This is a genomic window from Glycomyces sp. MUSA5-2, assembly GCF_037034145.1.
Lineage (GTDB): Bacteria > Actinomycetota > Actinomycetes > Mycobacteriales > Micromonosporaceae > Glycomyces > Glycomyces artemisiae.
This window is the reverse complement of record NZ_JBAGKG010000004.1, coordinates 257,805-275,311: the sequence shown is the minus strand read 5'-3', so window position 1 is coordinate 275,311 and position 17,507 is coordinate 257,805. Positions and strand designations below refer to the sequence as shown.

General features: G+C 73.3%; 14 protein-coding genes. 10 read left to right on the top strand and 4 right to left on the bottom strand.

Translation table 11 applies throughout. The features are described from left to right. The first annotated feature begins 21 nt into the window (after positions 1–21). Complete coding sequence (locus tag WA640_RS14955; RefSeq protein ID WP_335988647.1) at positions 22–1,224, top strand: sensor histidine kinase; 1,203 nt, start codon at positions 22–24, stop codon at positions 1,222–1,224. Between the two features lie 85 nt (positions 1,225–1,309). Beyond that, on the top strand, positions 1,310–2,803 hold the full coding sequence (locus WA640_RS14950) for a S41 family peptidase (RefSeq protein ID WP_335988646.1): 1,494 nt from the start codon (positions 1,310–1,312) through the stop codon (positions 2,801–2,803). A 73-nt stretch (positions 2,804–2,876) separates the two neighbouring features. Here the strand turns inward: WA640_RS14950 and WA640_RS14945 are convergent, their stop codons facing one another. Beyond that, a complete protein-coding gene (locus WA640_RS14945) occupies positions 2,877–3,680 on the bottom strand; it encodes an alpha/beta hydrolase (protein ID WP_335988645.1) in 804 nt (267 codons plus the stop codon). Positions 3,681–3,930: 250 nt separating this feature from the next. On the opposite strand from WA640_RS14945, the gene WA640_RS14940 reads away from it, so the two are divergent. Further along, complete coding sequence (locus WA640_RS14940) at positions 3,931–4,842, top strand: peptidase inhibitor family I36 protein (RefSeq protein ID WP_335988644.1); 912 nt, start codon at positions 3,931–3,933, stop codon at positions 4,840–4,842. Positions 4,843–4,907: 65 nt separating this feature from the next. Here the strand turns inward: WA640_RS14940 and WA640_RS14935 are convergent, their stop codons facing one another. Beyond that, positions 4,908–6,947: a glycosyltransferase gene (locus WA640_RS14935; protein ID WP_335988643.1), complete on the bottom strand. Its 2,040-nt coding sequence runs from the start codon at positions 6,945–6,947 to the stop codon at positions 4,908–4,910. A 376-nt stretch (positions 6,948–7,323) separates the two neighbouring features. Next, positions 7,324–8,319 (bottom strand): AraC family transcriptional regulator, encoded by a 996-nt coding sequence (locus WA640_RS14930; protein WP_335988642.1) that lies wholly within the window; start codon positions 8,317–8,319, stop codon positions 7,324–7,326. Positions 8,320–8,470: 151 nt separating this feature from the next. Between WA640_RS14930 and WA640_RS14925 the strand changes: the two genes are divergently transcribed. The 3 genes from WA640_RS14925 to WA640_RS14915 all read left to right on the top strand — a co-directional run bounded on the left by WA640_RS14925 (position 8,471) and on the right by WA640_RS14915 (position 11,786). Next, positions 8,471–9,253 carry an IclR family transcriptional regulator gene (locus WA640_RS14925; RefSeq protein WP_335988641.1) on the top strand — a complete coding sequence of 261 codons (783 nt, stop codon included), beginning with the start codon at positions 8,471–8,473 and terminating at the stop codon, positions 9,251–9,253. Between the two features lie 255 nt (positions 9,254–9,508). Then, the gene (locus WA640_RS14920) at positions 9,509–10,576 is read left to right on the top strand and encodes a hypothetical protein (RefSeq protein WP_335988639.1); all 1,068 of its coding nucleotides are present in this window, start codon (positions 9,509–9,511) and stop codon (positions 10,574–10,576) included. A 4-nt stretch (positions 10,577–10,580) separates the two neighbouring features. Then, on the top strand, positions 10,581–11,786 hold the full coding sequence (locus WA640_RS14915) for an MFS transporter (RefSeq protein ID WP_335988638.1): 1,206 nt from the start codon (positions 10,581–10,583) through the stop codon (positions 11,784–11,786). On the opposite strand, the gene WA640_RS14910 is transcribed toward WA640_RS14915, so the two are convergent. Continuing rightward, positions 11,761–12,639 carry a helix-turn-helix transcriptional regulator gene (locus WA640_RS14910; RefSeq protein WP_335988637.1) on the bottom strand — a complete coding sequence of 293 codons (879 nt, stop codon included), beginning with the start codon at positions 12,637–12,639 and terminating at the stop codon, positions 11,761–11,763. The genes WA640_RS14915 and WA640_RS14910 overlap by 26 nt on opposite strands. Before the next feature lie 56 nt (positions 12,640–12,695). Between WA640_RS14910 and WA640_RS14905 the strand changes: the two genes are divergently transcribed. Genes WA640_RS14905 through WA640_RS14890 form a run of 4 tightly spaced genes read left to right on the top strand, consistent with a single transcriptional unit; the run spans position 12,696 to position 17,493 of the window. Beyond that, entirely contained in the window at positions 12,696–14,315 is a 1,620-nt protein-coding gene (locus WA640_RS14905; protein WP_335988635.1) for an FAD-dependent oxidoreductase, read from the top strand. Between the two features lie 39 nt (positions 14,316–14,354). Continuing rightward, a complete protein-coding gene (locus tag WA640_RS14900) occupies positions 14,355–15,677 on the top strand; it encodes an ABC transporter substrate-binding protein (RefSeq protein ID WP_335988633.1) in 1,323 nt (440 codons plus the stop codon). A gap of 2 nt (positions 15,678–15,679) precedes the next feature. Beyond that, the gene (locus tag WA640_RS14895) at positions 15,680–16,654 is read left to right on the top strand and encodes a carbohydrate ABC transporter permease (protein ID WP_335988632.1); all 975 of its coding nucleotides are present in this window, start codon (positions 15,680–15,682) and stop codon (positions 16,652–16,654) included. Then, a complete protein-coding gene (locus tag WA640_RS14890) occupies positions 16,651–17,493 on the top strand; it encodes a carbohydrate ABC transporter permease (protein ID WP_335988631.1) in 843 nt (280 codons plus the stop codon). Before WA640_RS14895 ends, WA640_RS14890 begins: the two co-directional genes overlap by 4 nt. The last annotated feature ends 14 nt before the right edge of the window (positions 17,494–17,507 follow it).

Sequence of the window (17,507 nt, the reverse complement as noted above, 5' to 3'; positions counted from 1 at the left end):
CCCTTGGTTCCGTTGCGGCGGTTGACCGACCGGACCCTCCGTGCGGGACTGCCGCGCCGCACGGTGCGCCTGCGACTGACCGCCTGGTACGGCGGGCTGTTCCTCGCCTCCGGGGCCGCGCTCCTCGCGCTCACATACGGCCTGGTGGCCGGGGCCCTGGACCGTCCCACGGTCCTGGAGCGGGCGGTGACGACCAATGCGGACTCGGTGGACGGGGCAGCCGGCGACGGCGCTGCGCTGGACGCCGAGATCGGCGACCTGCGGGAGGAGGCCCAGCGAATCGCGGACCGGCAGAAGACCGCCGTGCTGCGCACCCTGCTGGTGCAGTCGGGGATCGCCCTGGGGTCGATGTCGGTGATCTCGGTCCTCTTGGGCTGGCTGGTCGCAGGCCGCGTCCTCCATCCACTGCGGACCATCACCGCGACGGCGCGGGACATCTCGGCGACGAGCCTCCACCGGCGGCTGGCCCTCGACGGACCGCAGGACGAGCTGCGGGAACTGGGCGACACCTTCGACGCGCTGCTGGCCCGGCTCGACGACGCGTTCCATGCGCAGCGGCAGTTCGTCGCCAACGCGTCCCACGAACTGCGCACGCCGCTGTCGCGCCAGCGCGTCCTGGGCCAGGTGGCCCTCGCCGATCCCGAACCGACCGTGGACACCCTGCGGGCGGCGCACGAGCGGATCCTCGTCGCGGGGGAGCAGCAGGAGCGCCTGATCGACGCGCTCCTCACGCTGGCCCGCGGGCACGCGGGCCTCGACGAGCGCCGCCCCTTCGACCTGGCCCGGATCGCGCGGGAAGCGGTCGTCGCCTGCGGTGCGGAAGCGGCGGAGCGGCAGGTGACGCTGCGCCCGTCGACCGGCCCCGCCGCGCCCTCCGGCCACCGGGCGCTCGCCGAACGGCTCGTGATCAACCTGCTGGACAACGCGATCCGCTACAACACCCCCGGCGGGCACGTCGACATCCGCACCTCCACGAGGGACGGCCGCGCCGTCCTGGAGGTCGCCAACACCGGTCCGGACCTCGCTCCAGAGGATGTGGAACGGATCTTCATGCCGTTCCAGCGCCTCGGCACCGCCCGGACCGCCCGCGGGTTCGGACTCGGCCTCTCCATCGTCTCGGCCGTCGCCGCCGCCCACGACGCCGACCTCACCGCCGCCCCGAGACCCGGGGGCGGACTGCGCATCGCCATCGTGTTCCCCGCTGCGCCAACGAAACCGCGGTGAAACCGCCCGTCGCGTACGTTGCCCCTCGGCGCCCGACCGCTGCGGCGCCCGCGTCACCGCACGCGCGAATCCAGGAGCACTGCGCATGAGCGAAACACCGGCGACCCCACTGCCGCAAACGATCACACCGACCCGGCGCCGCGGCCTGGCCGCCGCGGGCGCCGCCGCCCTCGCGGGCGTCGTCCTCGTCGCGGGCCTGAGCGCTTTCAACGACCCGCAGGCATCGGCCGAGAGCGCCGACGCGCCCGCGGCCTGCACGGCCCAGGACCCGGCGAGCCCGCCGCCCGCCCGGGAACCGGTCCCGACCACCGTCGACACCGTGGCCCAGGCGTACTACTGCATCTTCGACAACTACTACGGCGGCAGCCTGATCGACGACCGCCAACTGCTCCAGTACGCCTTCCAGGCCGTGGTGCGGGACCTGCGCGAACGCGGCATCGACCAGCCCCGCGCCGTCCTGCCCGCGCTGACGGGCGACAGGGACGAGGACTGGTCGCGCTTCGCCGAACGGCTCCAAGAGGTGCTGGACGCGGCGACCGACGACGAGGACGTGCGCTCCGCCCTCGCGGTCACCGCGATCGAAGGCATGCTGGAGTCCTTGCACGACAACCACGCCGGATACCTGGTCGCCGGCGGCGGGACCACGTCGGACGCCCAGCCGTGGGGCCTGGGCATCGGCCTGAACCGGACCCTCCCCGCCGCCGAGACCGCCCCGGACTTCACTGGGCCGCTCTTCCTGACCTCGGTCGACCCCGACACCCCCGCCGCCGCGGCCGGGCTCAAGCCCGGGGATGTGATCGATGCGGTCAACGGCGTCCCCGTGTTCACCAACGGCCAGCTCAACCCGGGTGTCCTCGACTACCTGCGACCGCCGAGCGGCGAGAGCACCCCGGTGGTCCTCTCGATCACCCGGCCCGCCACCGGCCGCACCAAGCGCGTGCGCGTCGTCCCCGGCCCGCTGCCCGCGCAGCCGCAGACTGGCGTGGAGGCCGAAGTCGTGGACGGCGGCATCGCGAGCGTCCGCGTCGGGTCCTTCTACCCCGGCGTCGCGCAGGAGGTCCTCCAGGCCGTCGCCGACCTCCAGGAGTCCACTGCGATCACCGGCGTCGTCCTCGACATGCGCGGCAACAGAGGCGGCCTCGGCGACGAGGCGAACAGGCTCCTCGGCGCCTTCGTCCACGACGCCTCGGCCGTGTCCTTCTGCGACGCCGAGGGCGCCTGCGAACCCCAGCCGGTCGACGACAGCGTCCCGCTCCTGAACCTGCCGATGGCCACCCTCGTCGACGACGGCTGCGCCTCGGCGTGCGAGGTGTTCGCGACGGGCGTCAAGGACCTGGGCTTGGGGGCGCTCGTCGGCACCCGCACTGCGGGCGCCAACTCCGGGCCCGCCCTGGAGTACGCGCTCGACGACGGCGTCAGCCTGATCCGGCTGCCGTCACACCGCGTCGTGGGCGCGAACGGCGAGATCATCGACGGCGTCGGCGTCCCGCCGGACCACTACGCCCCCTTGACCGCCGAGGACCTGTCCGCGGGCGAGGACGCGGCCCTCGACAAGGCGGTCGAGCTGCTCGGCTCGTGACCCGAGAGCGAACGCCGACGGGGCGGCCGATGGCCGGCCCCCGTCGGCGGGCGTTCTCGAAGCGCTGCCGCGTTCAGCGAGCGGTGGCGGCGACGTCGCGGACGGCGTCGGCGACGGCCTTGAAGTCCTTCTTGAGGATGAGGTCGTGGTTGCTGGCGACCTTCGCGCTGATCTCGACGTTCGGGTTGCGCGCGACGTACTTGTCGAGCGCGGCCCGGATCTGCTCCTGCTCGTCGCCCTTGCTGCCGAAGGACGCGCCGGAGGCGAGGACGTAGCGGGTCGGCACGGCCAGGCCGTCGATCACGGGGCCGAGGTTCGCCTCCCGGGAGATCTTGCCGAGCTCGATGTTGCACTCGGCCTGCTGGGCCGCGCTGAGCTTCGGGGTGAGGCCGGTGGGGCGCAGCAGGGCCGTGACCAGGCTGAGCCGCTTGAACAGCTTGCGGATGCGCGCTTCCATGGCGTCGGTGAGCCAGTCGTGGGGCTCAGCCCCTTCGACGGGGACGACGCCGATGCAGCGGTCGGGGTTGCGGAAGGCCCAGGTCGTGGCGACGAACGCGCCGTACGACCAGCCCGCGATGATCACCGGCCCGGTCACGCCGCGGGCGGCGAGGACGGCGTCCACGTCGCGGACGCACGCCTCGAAGGAGTAGTCGGCGGAGGTCTTGGACTTCTTGCCGCGGGCGCGCTCGTCGAAGTTGATGTGGCGGAACCCGTCGCCGAGCTCGGCGACGACGTGCTTCCAGTAGCCGAGCGTCGCGAACTGGCCGTTGCAGTAGATGACCGGGACGCCGTCGCCGCCGGTGTCGGTGACGTAGAGGGCGGTGTCGTCGACCGGGACCATGCCGGTCCACAGGGCCTTGGTGTCGTTGTTCGTCATGCCCTGAACTCTGGACTCCGGCGCTGACACGACGCTGACACGATCCTGACTCCGCCTCTGCACGAAGAATTCCTTCATCGATTGCTTGACTTGTGGAGATTCCTGTCAGATCCTGGATGAGGGCCCAGCCGACCTGGGATTGTAACCCCAAGTGTCGCAGTCGATTCAGTTCGAGGCCGTCCCACCGGGCGCCGTTCGACCCCAAGGCGGACGCCCGATCTCCTTCTACCCCCTTCTGCAAGGAGCAGTCATGAGTTGGATCAGATCGAAGCGGCATGCCCTGATCGCGGTGTTCGCGGCGGCCGTGATGGGCCTGGCGGCGGCGATCGCCGGGGCCGCGCCCGCGCAGGCCGCGACGGCGCGCAACGGCGTGTGCGAGTCCGGGGAGTTCTGCCTCTACTACAACAGCGACACCGCCGGCTCGGTGAGCGACTTCGCCGGGTCCGTCAGCGACTACGGGTCGGGCTCGGGCTGCTACAAGTTCATCAGCGCGGGCGCCGGACAGGGGCAGTGCGTCAAGAACAACGCCGCCTCCGCCTGGAACCGGACCAGCCGGTACGTCACGGTGTTCTACTACAGCGGCTACAGCGGCCCGATCGACAACTTCAGCCCCGGTGCCGAGGCGAACCTCCGCGCCTACCTGAAGAACGAGAACGCCGCCCACCTGCTCGGCGTCAGCGGCGACGCGGCCGACAACCTCGAATACGCCGTCTACCACACGTCCTCGGCGAACATCACCGCTTACTTCGACGGCTACACCACCACCTCCGGTCGCCACGAGGGCGTCGACATCGCGCACACCGTGGGCGCTTCGGTATACGCGCCGGTCTCGGGCACCGTGGTCCGCATGACCGAGGGCTCCCGCGGCTCCGGCGGCCTGTCGACCCTCGCCGTCTACAACTCCAGCCTCGACAAGACCGTGGTCTACCTGCACCTGGACCCGACCGTCGGCGTCGGCGCGACCATCTCCGTGGGCGAGAAGATCGGCGTCGAGGACTGGCGCGGCGTCAGCTCCTCCGGCGGTGCCCACACGCACGTCGAGATGCGCAACGGCCGCCAGACCGCCGCGGCCCCCAGCGTCGGCGACCCCACGCTGAGCAACCCGAACCCGACGAGCTTCTGGACCGCCAGGGGCTACAACATCTGCTGCCAGTTCGGCTAGATCCGCACTGACGCAAGCGGAAAGCCGCGGAGGGCCATGGCCCTCCGCGGCTTTCCCATTTGGATTCAGCGGGCCGAGAGGACCGCGTGCTCCGGCTTCGCCGCCCGCAGGTCCGAAAGGCCGGGCGCGGCGATGTCGAGGTACACGCGCTCGTACTCGGCCAACGTGGATTCGAGGTCGTGGGAGGCGATCATCTCCAGGCTCGCCTCGCCCATCGCCGCGCGGGCCGGCTCGTCGTCGAGGATCGCGGCGATCCGCTTGGCGAAGTCGTCCGTGTCCGTCGGCGTGAAGAGCCAGCCGTTGCGGCCGGGGTGGACGAGGTGGGGGAGGGCCATCGCGTCGGCGGCGACGACCGGTTTGCCCGCGGCCATCGCTTCCATGGTCGCGATGCTCTGGAGCTCGGCCGTCCCCGGCATGCAGAACACGTCGCAGCGCCGGTACGCCTGCACCACTTCGTCATCGGAGACGAACCCGTGGAAGACGACCCGCTCGGCGATGCCGAGCCGCGCCGCCAGGGCCTCCAGCCTGGGCCGGACGCTGCCGTCGCCGACGATCTCGACGCGCACGTCGGCGGGCAGGAGCGCGGCGGCCTCCAGCAGCTCGTCGACGTTCTTCTCCGCTTCGAGGCGGCCGACGAACAGCAGGGTCGGCGCGGCGGCCCGCTCGACGCTCCCGCCGGTGTAGCGGGCGCGGTCGATGCCGCAGGAGATCGCCATGACCGGGCGGTCCAGGCCGTTGCGTTCCAGGAGCTGGGCGGCGCGGAGCGTCGGCGTGGTGCAGACCGTGGCCCGGTCGTAGACGCGGGCGAGGTCGCGCCACGCGAGCCGGGCCGCGAGGCGGTGCGACCAGCGCGGGAGCGGCCCGAAGCCGAGGAGGTTCTCCGGCATGAAGTGGTTGGTGGCGACGACCGGGATGCCGGCGGCGGTGGCGGCGCGCACGGCGGCGCGGCCGACGATGAAGTGGGCCTGGGTGTGGACCACGTCAGGGTCGATCTCCGCCAGGAGCTCCGGCACGGCTTTGGCTGCGCGCCAAGGCGGGCAGAACCGGAAGTCCGGGTGGAACGGGGTCCGGACCGCGCCGATCCGGTGGACCGTGACGCCGCCGACGATCTCCGTGAACGACTCGTTCCTGGTCGAGGGGCAGATGACGTGGACGTCGTGCCCGCGCCCGGCCAGGCCGGAGGCGAGGCGGTGCGCGAAGTTGGCCGCGCCGTTGACGTCGGGCCAGTAGGTGTCGGCGGTGATCGCGATGCGCAGCGGGCCCTCGCCGGTCCTGCGGCGGGCGGCCGCCGCGGCCTCACGAGGGGGGAGCGCGCGGGCGAGCATCAGCAGCCCGGCCGCGGCGACGGCGGCGGGCGCTGCCATCGCGGCGAGCGTCCCGGATGCGGTCTCGCCGTAGGCGAACGCGCCGATGAGGACGGCGACGAGCGGGTCGACGATGGTGAGCGCGCCGACGACCGTGGCGGCGGACCCGGCGGCGTACGCCTGGTGCACGAGCCACGCCCCGGCGAGCGCCGCGGCCGCGGCCTCCGCGATGATGAGCGCGATCTGCTCCGGCGCGAGCGGTGCGACGGCCACGGCCCGCACGAGGGCCGAGGTGAGTCCGAACAGGACGGCCGCGGCGACGGCCAGGAGCAGGCACCGCATGCGGCCCTTGACGGCGAACGCCACGGCGCACACGGCCGCCGCGGCGGGGAGCGCCCACTGGGCGGCGGCGATGTCGGGCGCGGACACCACGGTGCTCGTTCCCATGGCGGACAAGGCGATCACGGCCGCGATGCCCACGGTGCTCAGCGTCAGGGCGGCGATCACCGAGCGGGTGAGCGCGGTCCCGGTGAACACCACGGTGAGCACGAGGGCGATCATGCCGACTGGTTGGACGACCGCGATGGGCGCCAAGGTGATCGCGATGATGTGCAGGCCGGCGCCGAGCACGACGAGCCCGTTCCCGAGGTACCAGGAGGGCGTGCTCAGGATGGTCCGGACCGCGGAGAGCCGCAGTTCGGGACCGGACGTCGACTGGGTGACGGCGCCGTGCTGGAGGCAGGCGGCGCCGGCCAGGCAGCAGGCGCCGACGGCGGCGAGGACGATGGCAAGGATCAGCATGGATTCCTCTCGGGCGCGGCGGCGGGGGCCGGTTCGCGGGCAGGGGTGCAGCGTCGGGTGGTGCAGGGTCCGGTGATGCGGACTCGCGTGCCGGATCGGTTCGACGTGCAGGAACAGACTCTCGTATCCGCAGGTGAGCCCTGATGAAGAACAGCCGTCAAACAGGCGAACACCTGCCGATGGCGTTCACCCGGGAAGCGCGAATGGCGCTGAATGTCCATTCCTGGAACCCTAAGCAGGCGCGGGGCTCCGCGCATTGCAGCAGAACCCCGGCTTCGGGGTAGGGCTAGCTGTACCCGCCGGGTCGCGCCAGCTTCCGCTGCCGGGCCTCCCCGCGAGCTGAGCAGCGGGTCCGCCCGGCCGCGGGCCGCGCCGGTCAGCGGTCGGCGCGGCGCTGGAGGGTGGTGGAGGGCGGCTCGCCGAAGCGGCGGCGGTAGTCGGCGGCGAAGCGGCCGAGGTTGGTGAAGCCGAGCTGGATGGCGATGGCGGTGACGGTGGCGCCCTCGCCGGGGTCGGCGGCGCGGAGGCGGTCCTTGGCGCGCTGGAGGCGGACGCCGCGCAGGTACTCCATCGGGGTGGTGCCGAGGCGCTTGCGGAAGCCCGCGTGGAGGGCCCGGGTGCTCGTGTTGGCGTGCCGGGCCAGCTCGGCGACGGTCCAGTTGCGGTGGGGGAGGCGTTCGAGGAGGTCGGCGGCGCGGTGCATCCAGTCGGGGCCGGGCGGGGACCCGCCGTCCCACAGGCGCTCGGAGTGGTTGTGCGGCAAGGCGAGCAGGAGCCCTGTGAGCAGGCCGCGCTCGGCCGCCGCCAGCGCGGCCGGGTGCCTGAGCAGCGGCGCGGGCGAGTCCAGGTCCTCGATCACGCCGTCGACCGCGGCCAGCCAGCCCGCGGCCGGGCGCTCCCAGGCGTCGACCCCGCGGGCGAAGCGCAGCGGCGGGTCGGGCGCCTCGGCCGTCCACGACTCGAACTCGGCGTCGAGCGCGGCCTGCTCGACGCCGACGACCGTCATCGCGCAGCCCGGCTCCCAGTCGATGCGCAGCTCCGCGCCGGGGGACGCCACCGCCGCCGTCCCGGGCGCGACCGCGACCTCATCAGGTCCGAAGTGGAACACCGCGCGTCCGGACAGCGGATGCGCCACCAGGTAGCCGTCGTGCGCCTCCGCCGCCATCTCGACGCCCGCCCCGTACGCGAGCACGCTGACGCGCACCGCCCCGACCGCGGCCGAGTGCAGCACCGCGTCGAATTCGCCTTCGTTGCGGCGCAGGCGATGCGGGAACAGGTACCGGGACGCCTCGGCGCGGGCGGCCTCGGGATCGGAGGTGCGGAACACGCGGTGGCCCGCGAGCGGCAGGGGCTGCGTAGAATCAGTGCCCATCGCTTAACTATCGGTGACCGCGCGGCCGAGGGCAATCGCCGCGCGGCCCGCGAATCCAAGATAGTGAGAACGGTTCCACGGCACGGGGGCGGAACCGCCGCCAGCGACCGCGCCAGCGCCGGTGCGACCAGCGATCCCCTTTGGAGCAGCCGTGGCGCCTGTCCCCGCCCCGACCGGCGGTCCCCCCGCCCTCCGCAGCCCCGACCGGGTGCTGCGCCTCGTCGAGCAGCTCAGCCGGAACCCCCAGGGGCTCACGGCGAAGCAGCTCGCCCGCCGCACGGGCATCCCGCTCAAGACCGTCTACCACCACCTCCGCACCGTCATCGACCGCCAGTGGGCCTGGCGCGGCGAGGACGGCCGCCACTACTTCCGGCCCGAGGCCGTCGGCCCGGCCCCCGGCGCGGTGCCGCGGCTCGACCGGGTCCGACCGGTCCTCGAACGCCTCGCCGCCGGGACCGGCGCCGCCGTGTTCCTCGCGTCGCTGCGCGAGGACCGGCTGGCCGTCGCCGCGCACGCCGCGGCCCCCGGCGCGGTGCCGCTGGACGGGCTCGCCGAGGACCTCCCCGAGGCCGTCCACGCCACCGCCATGGGCCGGGCCCTCCTCGCCGGGCTGCCCGCGCACCAGCGCCGCCGCCTGCTCAAGGAGCACGGACTGCGCCCGTTCACCGCCCGCACCGTGCGCGACGCCGACGGCCTGGAGGCCGAGCTGCGCCGCGGCGCCCGGTCCGGCGTGTTCACCGAGACCGGCGAGTACCGCGAGGGCGTCGCCTGCTCGGGCGTGATCGTGCGGACCGGCGCCCGCGCCTCCGACGGCCTCGCGCTGGCCGCCGCGGTGCCGGCCGGACTGCCGCAGGCCCGCAGGCGCGAGGTGGACCGGCGGCTGCGCCTGGCGGCGGCCGACCTCGTGCCGATCCTCATCCCCGAGATCGACTGAATAGACATAGTGGACTATGTAGATCGATGGTTTCCCTGCTAGATGCGCCGCTGTTACCGGCAGTTCAACGCACCGATTCCATTGTGTTGATGCAGGATCCGGCCCGCACAACGGCTCTCAGTGGACAGCGGGCCCGCCGCACGCGGCCATACGCTCGAAGCAAGATCCGGGTCCCCCGCGGCCGTGAAGGTTCCGACAACGGCGTCCCGCAGGGGGGTCCGGACCGCGCCAGCCATGCGAGAAGGGAAGCGCACCGTGCAGATCACGCGAAGCGCCAACGGAACCGACGCCACCGACACCCACCGGGCCGCCGCAGGACGCGCGGCGCCCCCTGCCGCCACACCCGCTCCCGAACGGAGCCCCCGCGAACTCGCCGAGCTCCTCGAACGCGTGAACGTCGTCGCGGTCTGCGAGAGCAACGATATGCGCAACGTCGGCGACCACTGGTCCGCCGCCGGCCGCACCGTCCAATGGGTCCAGCGCCTCGGCGGGACCATCAGCCTCTACGAGGCCGCGTCCCTCCAGCGCCTGGGCAAGCACTCCCCCCTCCAGGGCAAGCTCGTCGTCGTCGGCGGGAGCGGACTCGTCGGCCCCGGCCGCTTCGAGTCCTGCGTGGAGTCCATCTTCGAGCAGCGCCCCGCGGCCGTGGCGCTGTGGGGCATCGGCCACAACGTGCAGGCCGGCGTCCACCGCGACCCGACCTCCGGCTGGCGCAGGCGCGTCCTCAAGGACGGCGTCACCCGGCTCTGGCCCGAGTGGCTCGCCCGCGCCGACGCCGTCGGTGTCCGCGACTGGGACGCGGGCCTGCCGTGGGTCCCGTGCGCCAGCGCCATGCTCCCGGTCTTCGACGAGCTGCGCGGCATCGAGCCCGAGCACGAGTTCGTGGTCCTCAACCACTACGAGCGCGGCATCGACACCGCGCAGGCCCGCGCCGCCGGACGCGACTTCGAGCACCTCACCAACAACACCGAGGACCTCCGCGGCACCCTCGCGCGCCTCGCCGCCGCCAAGGTCGTCGTGTCCAACTCCTACCACGCCCTGTACTGGGCGCTCCTGCTCGGCCGCGGCGCCGTCGCCGTGGAGCCCAACTCGACCCGCTTCCACGGCTTCCGGTGGCCGATCTCGTACGCGAGCCAGGCCGACTGGCTCATCGCCGTCGAGCACGCCCGCCCGGCCCCCGAAGCGCTCGACCAGGCCCGCGAGGCGAACCTCGAATTCTCCGAGCGGGTCCTCCAGATCGGACGGAGCCTCGGCCTCGTCCACCCGAGGGAGGCGGTCAACCCGGGCCTCGGCGTCCCGGTCGACCCGGTCCCGGGCGCCTGAGCCCGTGTCGGACGCGCTCCGGCTCCTGCGCGACCGGGCGCTGCGGAGGTACTGGTACGGCAGGGTCCTCTCCCTCGCCGCCGCCTCCGCGGCCCTGGTCGCCACCCCCGTCCTCCTGTACCAGCAGACCGGCTCGCCCCTGTGGGTCTCCGCGCTCGTCGCCGTCCAGGGCCTGCCGTACCTGGTCCTCGGCCCGGTCGCGGGCGCCGTCGCCGACCGCTGCGACCGGGCCGCGCTCCTGCGCGCCGCCGAGCTCGCCACCGCGCTCGCGCTCGCCGCGATCCCCGCCGCGGCCCTCTTCGGCCCCGTCCCGCCGCTCCTGGTCGTCGCCGCGGTCGCCGTGGCGCGCACCGCGTTCGTGTTCGCCGACGCCGCGAACTTCGGCCTCGTCCCGGCCCTCGCGCCCCCGGGACGCCTGGCCGAGACGACCGCCCTGCTGTTCGCGACAAGCACCGTCGTCGAGATGGTCGGGCCGAGCCTCGTCGGCGCCGCGCTCGCCCTGCTGCCGGTCCCGTACGCGATCGCCGCGGGCGCGGCCGCCTCGGCGCTGGCCCTCGCCTGCTACGCCGCGGCGGGCCTTCCAGGCGCGGAGCGGGCCGAGCGGCCCTCGTCGGGCCTGTACCGCGACATCGCGGACGCGGCGCACTGGCTGCTCGCGCACCGGCCGGTCCGGTCCACCATCGCGCTCGGCGTCGCCGTGGCGGTCAGCCAGGGCGTGTTCGTGTCCCAGGCCGTCCCGTGGGCCGCCGAGCGGCTCGGCGCGGGCGGGGACGGCTCGGTCGCCGGGCTGCTGTTCACCGCCTGGGCGGTCGGCGGGCTCGCGGCCACCGCCGCGGTGCCCGCGCTGGCCCGCCGTACGGGTCAGCGGCCGGTCGCGTTCGGCGCCATGTGGATCGCCGCGGCGGGCGCGGTCGGCTGCGCGTTCGCCGTCGGCGTCCCCGCGGCGGTGGCCGCGAGCGCGGTCTGGGGCCTGGGCTACCTCGCGGTGGTGCTCGCGGCGGTCGTGTGGCGGCAGCTCAGCACCCCGGACCGGCTGCGGTCGCGGGTGAACACGGCCGCCCGGATGGCCGCCTACGGCGTCGGCTACCCGCTCGGCGGCGTGCTCGGCGGCTGGGCGGCGACGGCGGCCGGGCCGCACGTGGCGATGGGCGGCGCGGGCGCGGTCGTCGCGGGCGTGGCGGTCGTCAGCCTGTCCGGTCTGCGGCGGTGAGCGCCTCGGGCGCGGTGCGCGCGGTCGACGTGCGCAGCTCGGTGGGGGACAGGCCGGTGGCGTCCTTGATCTTCCGCGCGAAGTGGAAGCTCGTCTTGAAGCCGCAGCGCACGGCGATCGAGCCGACCGGGAGCCCGGTCGAGGTCAGCAGCTCGACGCCGAGGGAGATGCGGCGGTCCCACAGGTACCGGATCGGCGTGGTGTCCATGTGGGCGTTGAACATCCGCACGAGGTGGCCGGGGGTGACCGCGGCGGCGGCCGCGATGTCGGCGAGCGTGACGGGTTCGTCGAGGTGCCGGTGGATGAACATGCGGGCGTCCTCGATGGGCCGCGGCAGGGCCGCCGGGAGGTTCCGGAACTCCGCGATGAACCGCCACAGCAGGGCCGTGGCGAGCGCGTCGACCAGGGCCCCGTCGGCGGTGAGCCGGGTCTGCTCGGTGACGACGGCCTCGCGCGCCAGATAGGTCAGCGCCGACGACAGGGTCCTGGTGGGGCGCAGGGAGGTCAGCCAGGCGCGCATCCGGTCGGTGGCGCCCTCCATGCGGCCGCGGACGAGGGTCTCGCGGGTGTCCTCGTCGGGGTCGAAGCGGATCTGCTCGGTGTGGCCGGGCAGGAGCAGGCAGATCTGCCCGGCGGGGACGGTGCGGGGCTCGCCGCCGTCGATGCGCACGGTCATCGACCCGGCGTGGACCAGCATGAGCTGCACCTCCTGCTGGAGGCGGGGGCCGATGCGCGACCCGGCGGGCTGCACGAGCTGGCGGGCGGTCGCGTCGGTCATGCGCAGCCGCCGCGACTGTGCATCGAACGACTGCGCATCGAACCCCGCTCGGAAGCCGTCATCAATCTCAGACACAGACCAGCATATTACAGCCATGTAAATACAGGATGAATCCTGATGTCATGGATCACATGAGCGAACCTGAGACACACCTGCTCGTGGTCGGCGGCGGCGTCGGCGGGCTCATGGCGGCCGTCGCCGCCGCCCGCCGCGGCCTGCACGTCACCCTCACCGAGCCCACCGACTGGATCGGCGGCGTCCTCACCACGCAGGCCGTGCCCCCGGACGAGCACGTCTGGATCGAGCGGTTCGGCTGCACCGCGACCTACCGGGCCTACCGGGAAGGCGTGCGCGAGTACTACCGGCGCCACTACCCGCTGACCGAGGCCGCCCGGACCCGCCGCGCCTTCAACCCCGGCGGCGCGAAGGTCTCCGACCTGTGCCACGAGCCGCGCGTGACCCTCGCCGTCCTCGAAGCGATGATCGCCCCGCTGCGGGCCTCCGGGCGCCTGCGCGTCCTCATGGAGCACGCGCCCGTCGCCGCGGAGACCGACGGCGACCGCATCGCCTCCGTCACCGTCGAGGACCGGCGCACCGGCGCCCGCCGCGTCATCGCCGCCCCGTGGGTCGTCGACGCCACCGAGACCGGCGACCTCCTCCCGCTCGCGGGCGTCGAGCACGTCACCGGCGCGGAGTCCCGGGCCGAGACCGGCGAGCCGCACGCCCCCGCGGCCGCCGACCCGCTCAACATGCAGCCGGTGTCGGTGTGCTTCGCGCTCGACCACCGGCCCGGCGAGGACCACGTCATCGACCGGCCCGACGCCTACGAGAAGTTCAAGTCCGCCGGGGCCGTCGACTGGCCCGACGGGCAGCTCTCCCTCACCGCCCCGCACCCCAAGACCCGCCGCCCCGTGCAGCACATGTTCCTCCCCAACCCCGACGGCGACCCCGCCGACCTGCGGCCCGACTACGCCGACCAGCGGGTCGGCTCGATGGACCGGAACCTGTGGACGTTCCGGCGCATCGCCGCCCGCGGGAACTTCCTCCCCGGCGCCTACCCCAGCGACGTCACGCTCGTGAACTGGCCGCAGATGGACTACTGGGGCGGCCCCGTGTTCGACCACCCCGAGGCCGGCGCGCACCTGGCCGCCGCGCGCGAGCTGAGCCGGTCCTTCCTGTACTGGCTCCAGACCGAGGCCCCGCGGCCCGACGGCGGCACCGGCTGGCCCGGCCTGCGCCTGCGCGGCGACCTCCTGGGCGACACCGAGGACGGCCTCGCGAAGGCCGCGTACATCAGGGAGTCCCGCCGCATCCGCGCCGAGCACACCGTGGTCGAGCAGGAGCTCTCGCTCGACGTGCGCGGGGACGCGGGCGCCGTCGCCCACCCCGACAGCGTCGGCATCGGCATGTACCGCATCGATCTCCACCCCTCCACCGGCGGCGACCCGTACATCGACATCGGCTGCTGCCCGTTCGAGCTGCCGCTCGGCGCGCTGCTGCCCGTGCGCGTCGAGAACCTCCTGCCCGCCGCGAAGAACATCGGCACCACCCACATCACCAACGGCGCCTACCGGATGCCGCTGGTGGAGTGGAACATCGGCGAGGTCGTCGGGCACCTCGTCGCCTTCTGCGCCGCCCGCGGCGCCACCCCCAGGCAGGTCCGCGCCGACGAGGCGCTCCTGGCCGACTTCCAGCGCGAACTCGACGACGCGGGCGTCGAGCGGCACTGGCCGCGCGTCGCGGGCTACTGACCGCGCCACCCCCGCATGCCCATCGAAGGAGACGGCACCATGTCCAAGACGAGCACGACCGCCGCCGCGGCCGCCGCGGCACTCCTGCTGGCGTCCGCCGCGGCCTGCGGCGCCGAGAGCGACACCGGGGAGGTGGTCATCACCTGCGGCACCTGCCAGGAGAGCCCCACCGACCCGTTCCTCCAGTACAACTACGAAGCGGCGCAGCGGTTCAACGAGGAGTTCGCCGGGCGGTACCGCATCGAGACGATCGAGAACGCCAACGCCGGGTCGAGCGAGGACCGCCTCCAGTACTACCAGCGGCTCGCCCTCGCCGACGACCTCCCCGACCTGTTCCAGCTCAACTCAGGCGAGATCAAGGCCCTCCAGGAGACCGGCAGGCTCCACGACTTCGCGCCCGCCCTCGACGCCGACCCCGACTGGGCCGGCACGTTCCAGGACCACGCCTTCGACGCCCTCACGGGCGACGACGGCGAGGTCTGGGCCATCCCGCAGCAGCGCGACGCCATCGGGATCTACTACAACGCCGACCTCCTCGCCGCCGCCGGATACGACGAGTTCCCCTCCACATGGGACGAATTCGAGTCGCTCGCGGCCGTGCTCGAGAGCGAAGGCAAGACCGCGATCGCCATGGACGGCGACTGGTCCACGATGCTCATGTGGGTCCACCTCATCGGCACCCACCCCGGCGGGGCCGCGTTCCTCGACGAGGGCATCGAGGACGGCGACTGGGGGAGCGACGACGCCGTCGTCGCCGCCACCGAGCGCCTCCGCTCCTGGCACGAAGCGGGCTACGTCAACGCCGACGCGTTCTCCGGGGACTTCCAGAACGCGGCCGCCGCCTACCTCACCGAGGACGCCGCCATGGTCTCCAACGGCCCCTGGTTCGTCGCCACCAACCTGACGACCGACGCGGCCGCCCCCGGCCTCTACGAGAAGACCGGCTACGCGCTCGCACCCGGCTGGGCCGCAGGCGAACGCGGCGCGATCGTCGTCTCCGGCGCCGGCTGGGTCTCCGGCGCGGTCGACGACCGCGAACTCGAAGCCGTCCACGCCTTCGCCCGCTTCGTCTCCTCCCAGGACGAGGTCCTCGCGCAGGCCGCCGCCACCGGCGCCAACCCGCCCGTCGACGTCGACCCCGCCGCCGCCGACGCCGCGGGCCTGGAACCCCTCGCCACCGGCCTCGTCGAGCAGGCCGCCGACCTCGCCTACACCTACCCGCACGCCCGCGTCCACGGCCCGGCCGGCTTCAGCGCCGCCTGGAAGAACCTGTGGCCCGCGTACGTCGAGGGCGACATGGACACCGGCGAGTTCCTCCAGCGCCTCGCCGACGACGCCGCGGCGACCGGCCTCGGCGGCTGACGATGAGCACGCCCACGATCCCCCGGCCCCAGATCCTCGGCGCCGGGCCCGGCGGCGCGGCCCCGCCCGAGCGCGGGGCCGCACCGCGGCGGCGGACCGCCCGCCGCGCGGGCGGCATCCCGCGCGGCATGCGCCGCGCCGTCGTCCTCTCGCTCCTGCCCGGCCTCGCCCTGTTCGGCACGTTCTTCCTGGTGCCGTTCGCGGTCATGGTCGCCACCGCCTTCGCCGACTGGAGCGGCCTCCGGCTCGAATGGACCGGCCTCGCCAACTACCGGGCGCTCCTCGACGACCCCGTCTTCTTCAAAGCCCTCGGCAACACCGTGTTCTACGCCGCCGCGTCGGTCCTCGTCCAGGTCCCGCTCGGCGTCGCCGTCGGCATGGTCCTCGCGCTCCGGCCCCCTGGCTGGAAGGCGATCCGCACCGTCGTCTTCATCCCGTTCGTGATCTCCGGCGCCGCCTACGCCGTCATCTTCTCCATGTTCTACAACCCCCGCTCGGGGCTGCTGAACAACGCGCTCGCCGCGCTCGGCGTGCGCGGCGACCGCGACTGGCTCTTCGACAGCGCCACCGCCAGGTGGGCCGTCGCGGGCACCTTCGTGCTCGTCATCGGCTTCACCGTGGTCCTCGTCATGGCCGAGATCACCTCGATCCCCAAGGAGGTCTACGAGGCCGCCACCGTCGACGGCGCCTCCACCTGGCAGCAGCTCACCCGCATCACACTGCCGTTGCTGCGCAACGTCATCGGCACCGCGATCCTCCTGCGACTCCTGGTCGACATCGGCATGTTCGACCTCGTCTTCATCCTCACCGCGGGCGGCCCCGACGACGCCACCGCCACCCTCGCCCTCTACGCCTACCGCGCCTACCTCACCGGCGAATGGGGCTACGCCAACGCCGTCGGCACCGTCATCATCGCGATCGGCCTGGTCCTGATCGTCTCGGTCCGCCGGGTCTTCCGCATCGGAGAGCGCACATGACCGCCGCCGCCACCACCCGCCGTCCGCTGTGGACCTGGATCCCGGTCTACGGGTTCCTCGCCGCCGTCGCGCTCCTCGCGCTCGCGCCCACCGCCTGGGTCATGCTCTCCAGCTTCAAGACCGGCAACCAGATCTTCACCGGCGAGGGGCTGTGGCCCGACCCGTTCACCCTCCAGGGCTTCACCGACGTCTTCACCCAGATCCACCTCCACCGCTACCTCTTCAACACGCTGATCTACGCCGTCTTCGGCACCCTCGGCGCGCTCACCGCCGCCTACCTCGCCGCGTACCCCCTGGCCCGGTACGCCTTCGCGGGCCGCAACGCCCTCGTCGCGCTGTTCTCCCTGGCGCTGGCCCTCCCGCTGGTCGGCCTCGCCACCCCGGTGTTCTTCGTCGTGCGCGAACTGGGCCTGTTCGACTCACGGATCGGCATGGTGGTCTTCTATGCGGCGCTCCAGTTCCCGTTCACCTTCGTGGTCCTGCGCGCCTTCCTCGTCTCGACGCCGCCGGAGCTGGAGGAGGCGGCCATGATGGACGGCGCGGGCTACTTCACCACGATGTTCCGCGTGGTCCTGCCGCTGACCCGGCCCGCGCTCGCCACCGTCTCCGTGGTGGCCTTCGTGAACATCTGGAACGAGTTCTTCTTCGCCAACCTCCTGCTCGTCTCGCAGGAGAACCAGAACGTGCAGCTCGCCCTCGCCGGGTTCAAGTCCCAGTTCGGCTTCAACGTCACCGGCGCGGTCACCGGCGCGACGCTCGTCATGCTCGTCCCGGTCGTCCTGTTCCTCCTCCTCCAGCGCCACGTCATCGCGGGCCTGACCGCGGGCGCCGTCAAATGACGCGCCGGGCCGGC

Bases quoted from the DNA above. Each gene is read 5' to 3' on its own strand.
- WA640_RS14950 (WP_335988646.1), top strand. From the start codon at position 1,310: ATGAGCGAAACACCGGCGACCCCACTGCCGCAAACGATCACACCGACC.
- WA640_RS14945 (WP_335988645.1), bottom strand. From the start codon at position 3,680: ATGACGAACAACGACACCAAGGCCCTGTGGACCGGCATGGTCCCGGTC.
- WA640_RS14940 (WP_335988644.1), top strand. From the start codon at position 3,931: ATGAGTTGGATCAGATCGAAGCGGCATGCCCTGATCGCGGTGTTCGCG.
- WA640_RS14935 (WP_335988643.1), bottom strand. From the start codon at position 6,947: ATGCTGATCCTTGCCATCGTCCTCGCCGCCGTCGGCGCCTGCTGCCTG.
- WA640_RS14930 (WP_335988642.1), bottom strand. From the start codon at position 8,319: ATGGGCACTGATTCTACGCAGCCCCTGCCGCTCGCGGGCCACCGCGTG.
- WA640_RS14905 (WP_335988635.1), top strand. From the start codon at position 12,696: ATGAGCGAACCTGAGACACACCTGCTCGTGGTCGGCGGCGGCGTCGGC.
- WA640_RS14900 (WP_335988633.1), top strand. From the start codon at position 14,355: ATGTCCAAGACGAGCACGACCGCCGCCGCGGCCGCCGCGGCACTCCTG.
- WA640_RS14895 (WP_335988632.1), top strand. From the start codon at position 15,680: ATGAGCACGCCCACGATCCCCCGGCCCCAGATCCTCGGCGCCGGGCCC.
- WA640_RS14890 (WP_335988631.1), top strand. From the start codon at position 16,651: ATGACCGCCGCCGCCACCACCCGCCGTCCGCTGTGGACCTGGATCCCG.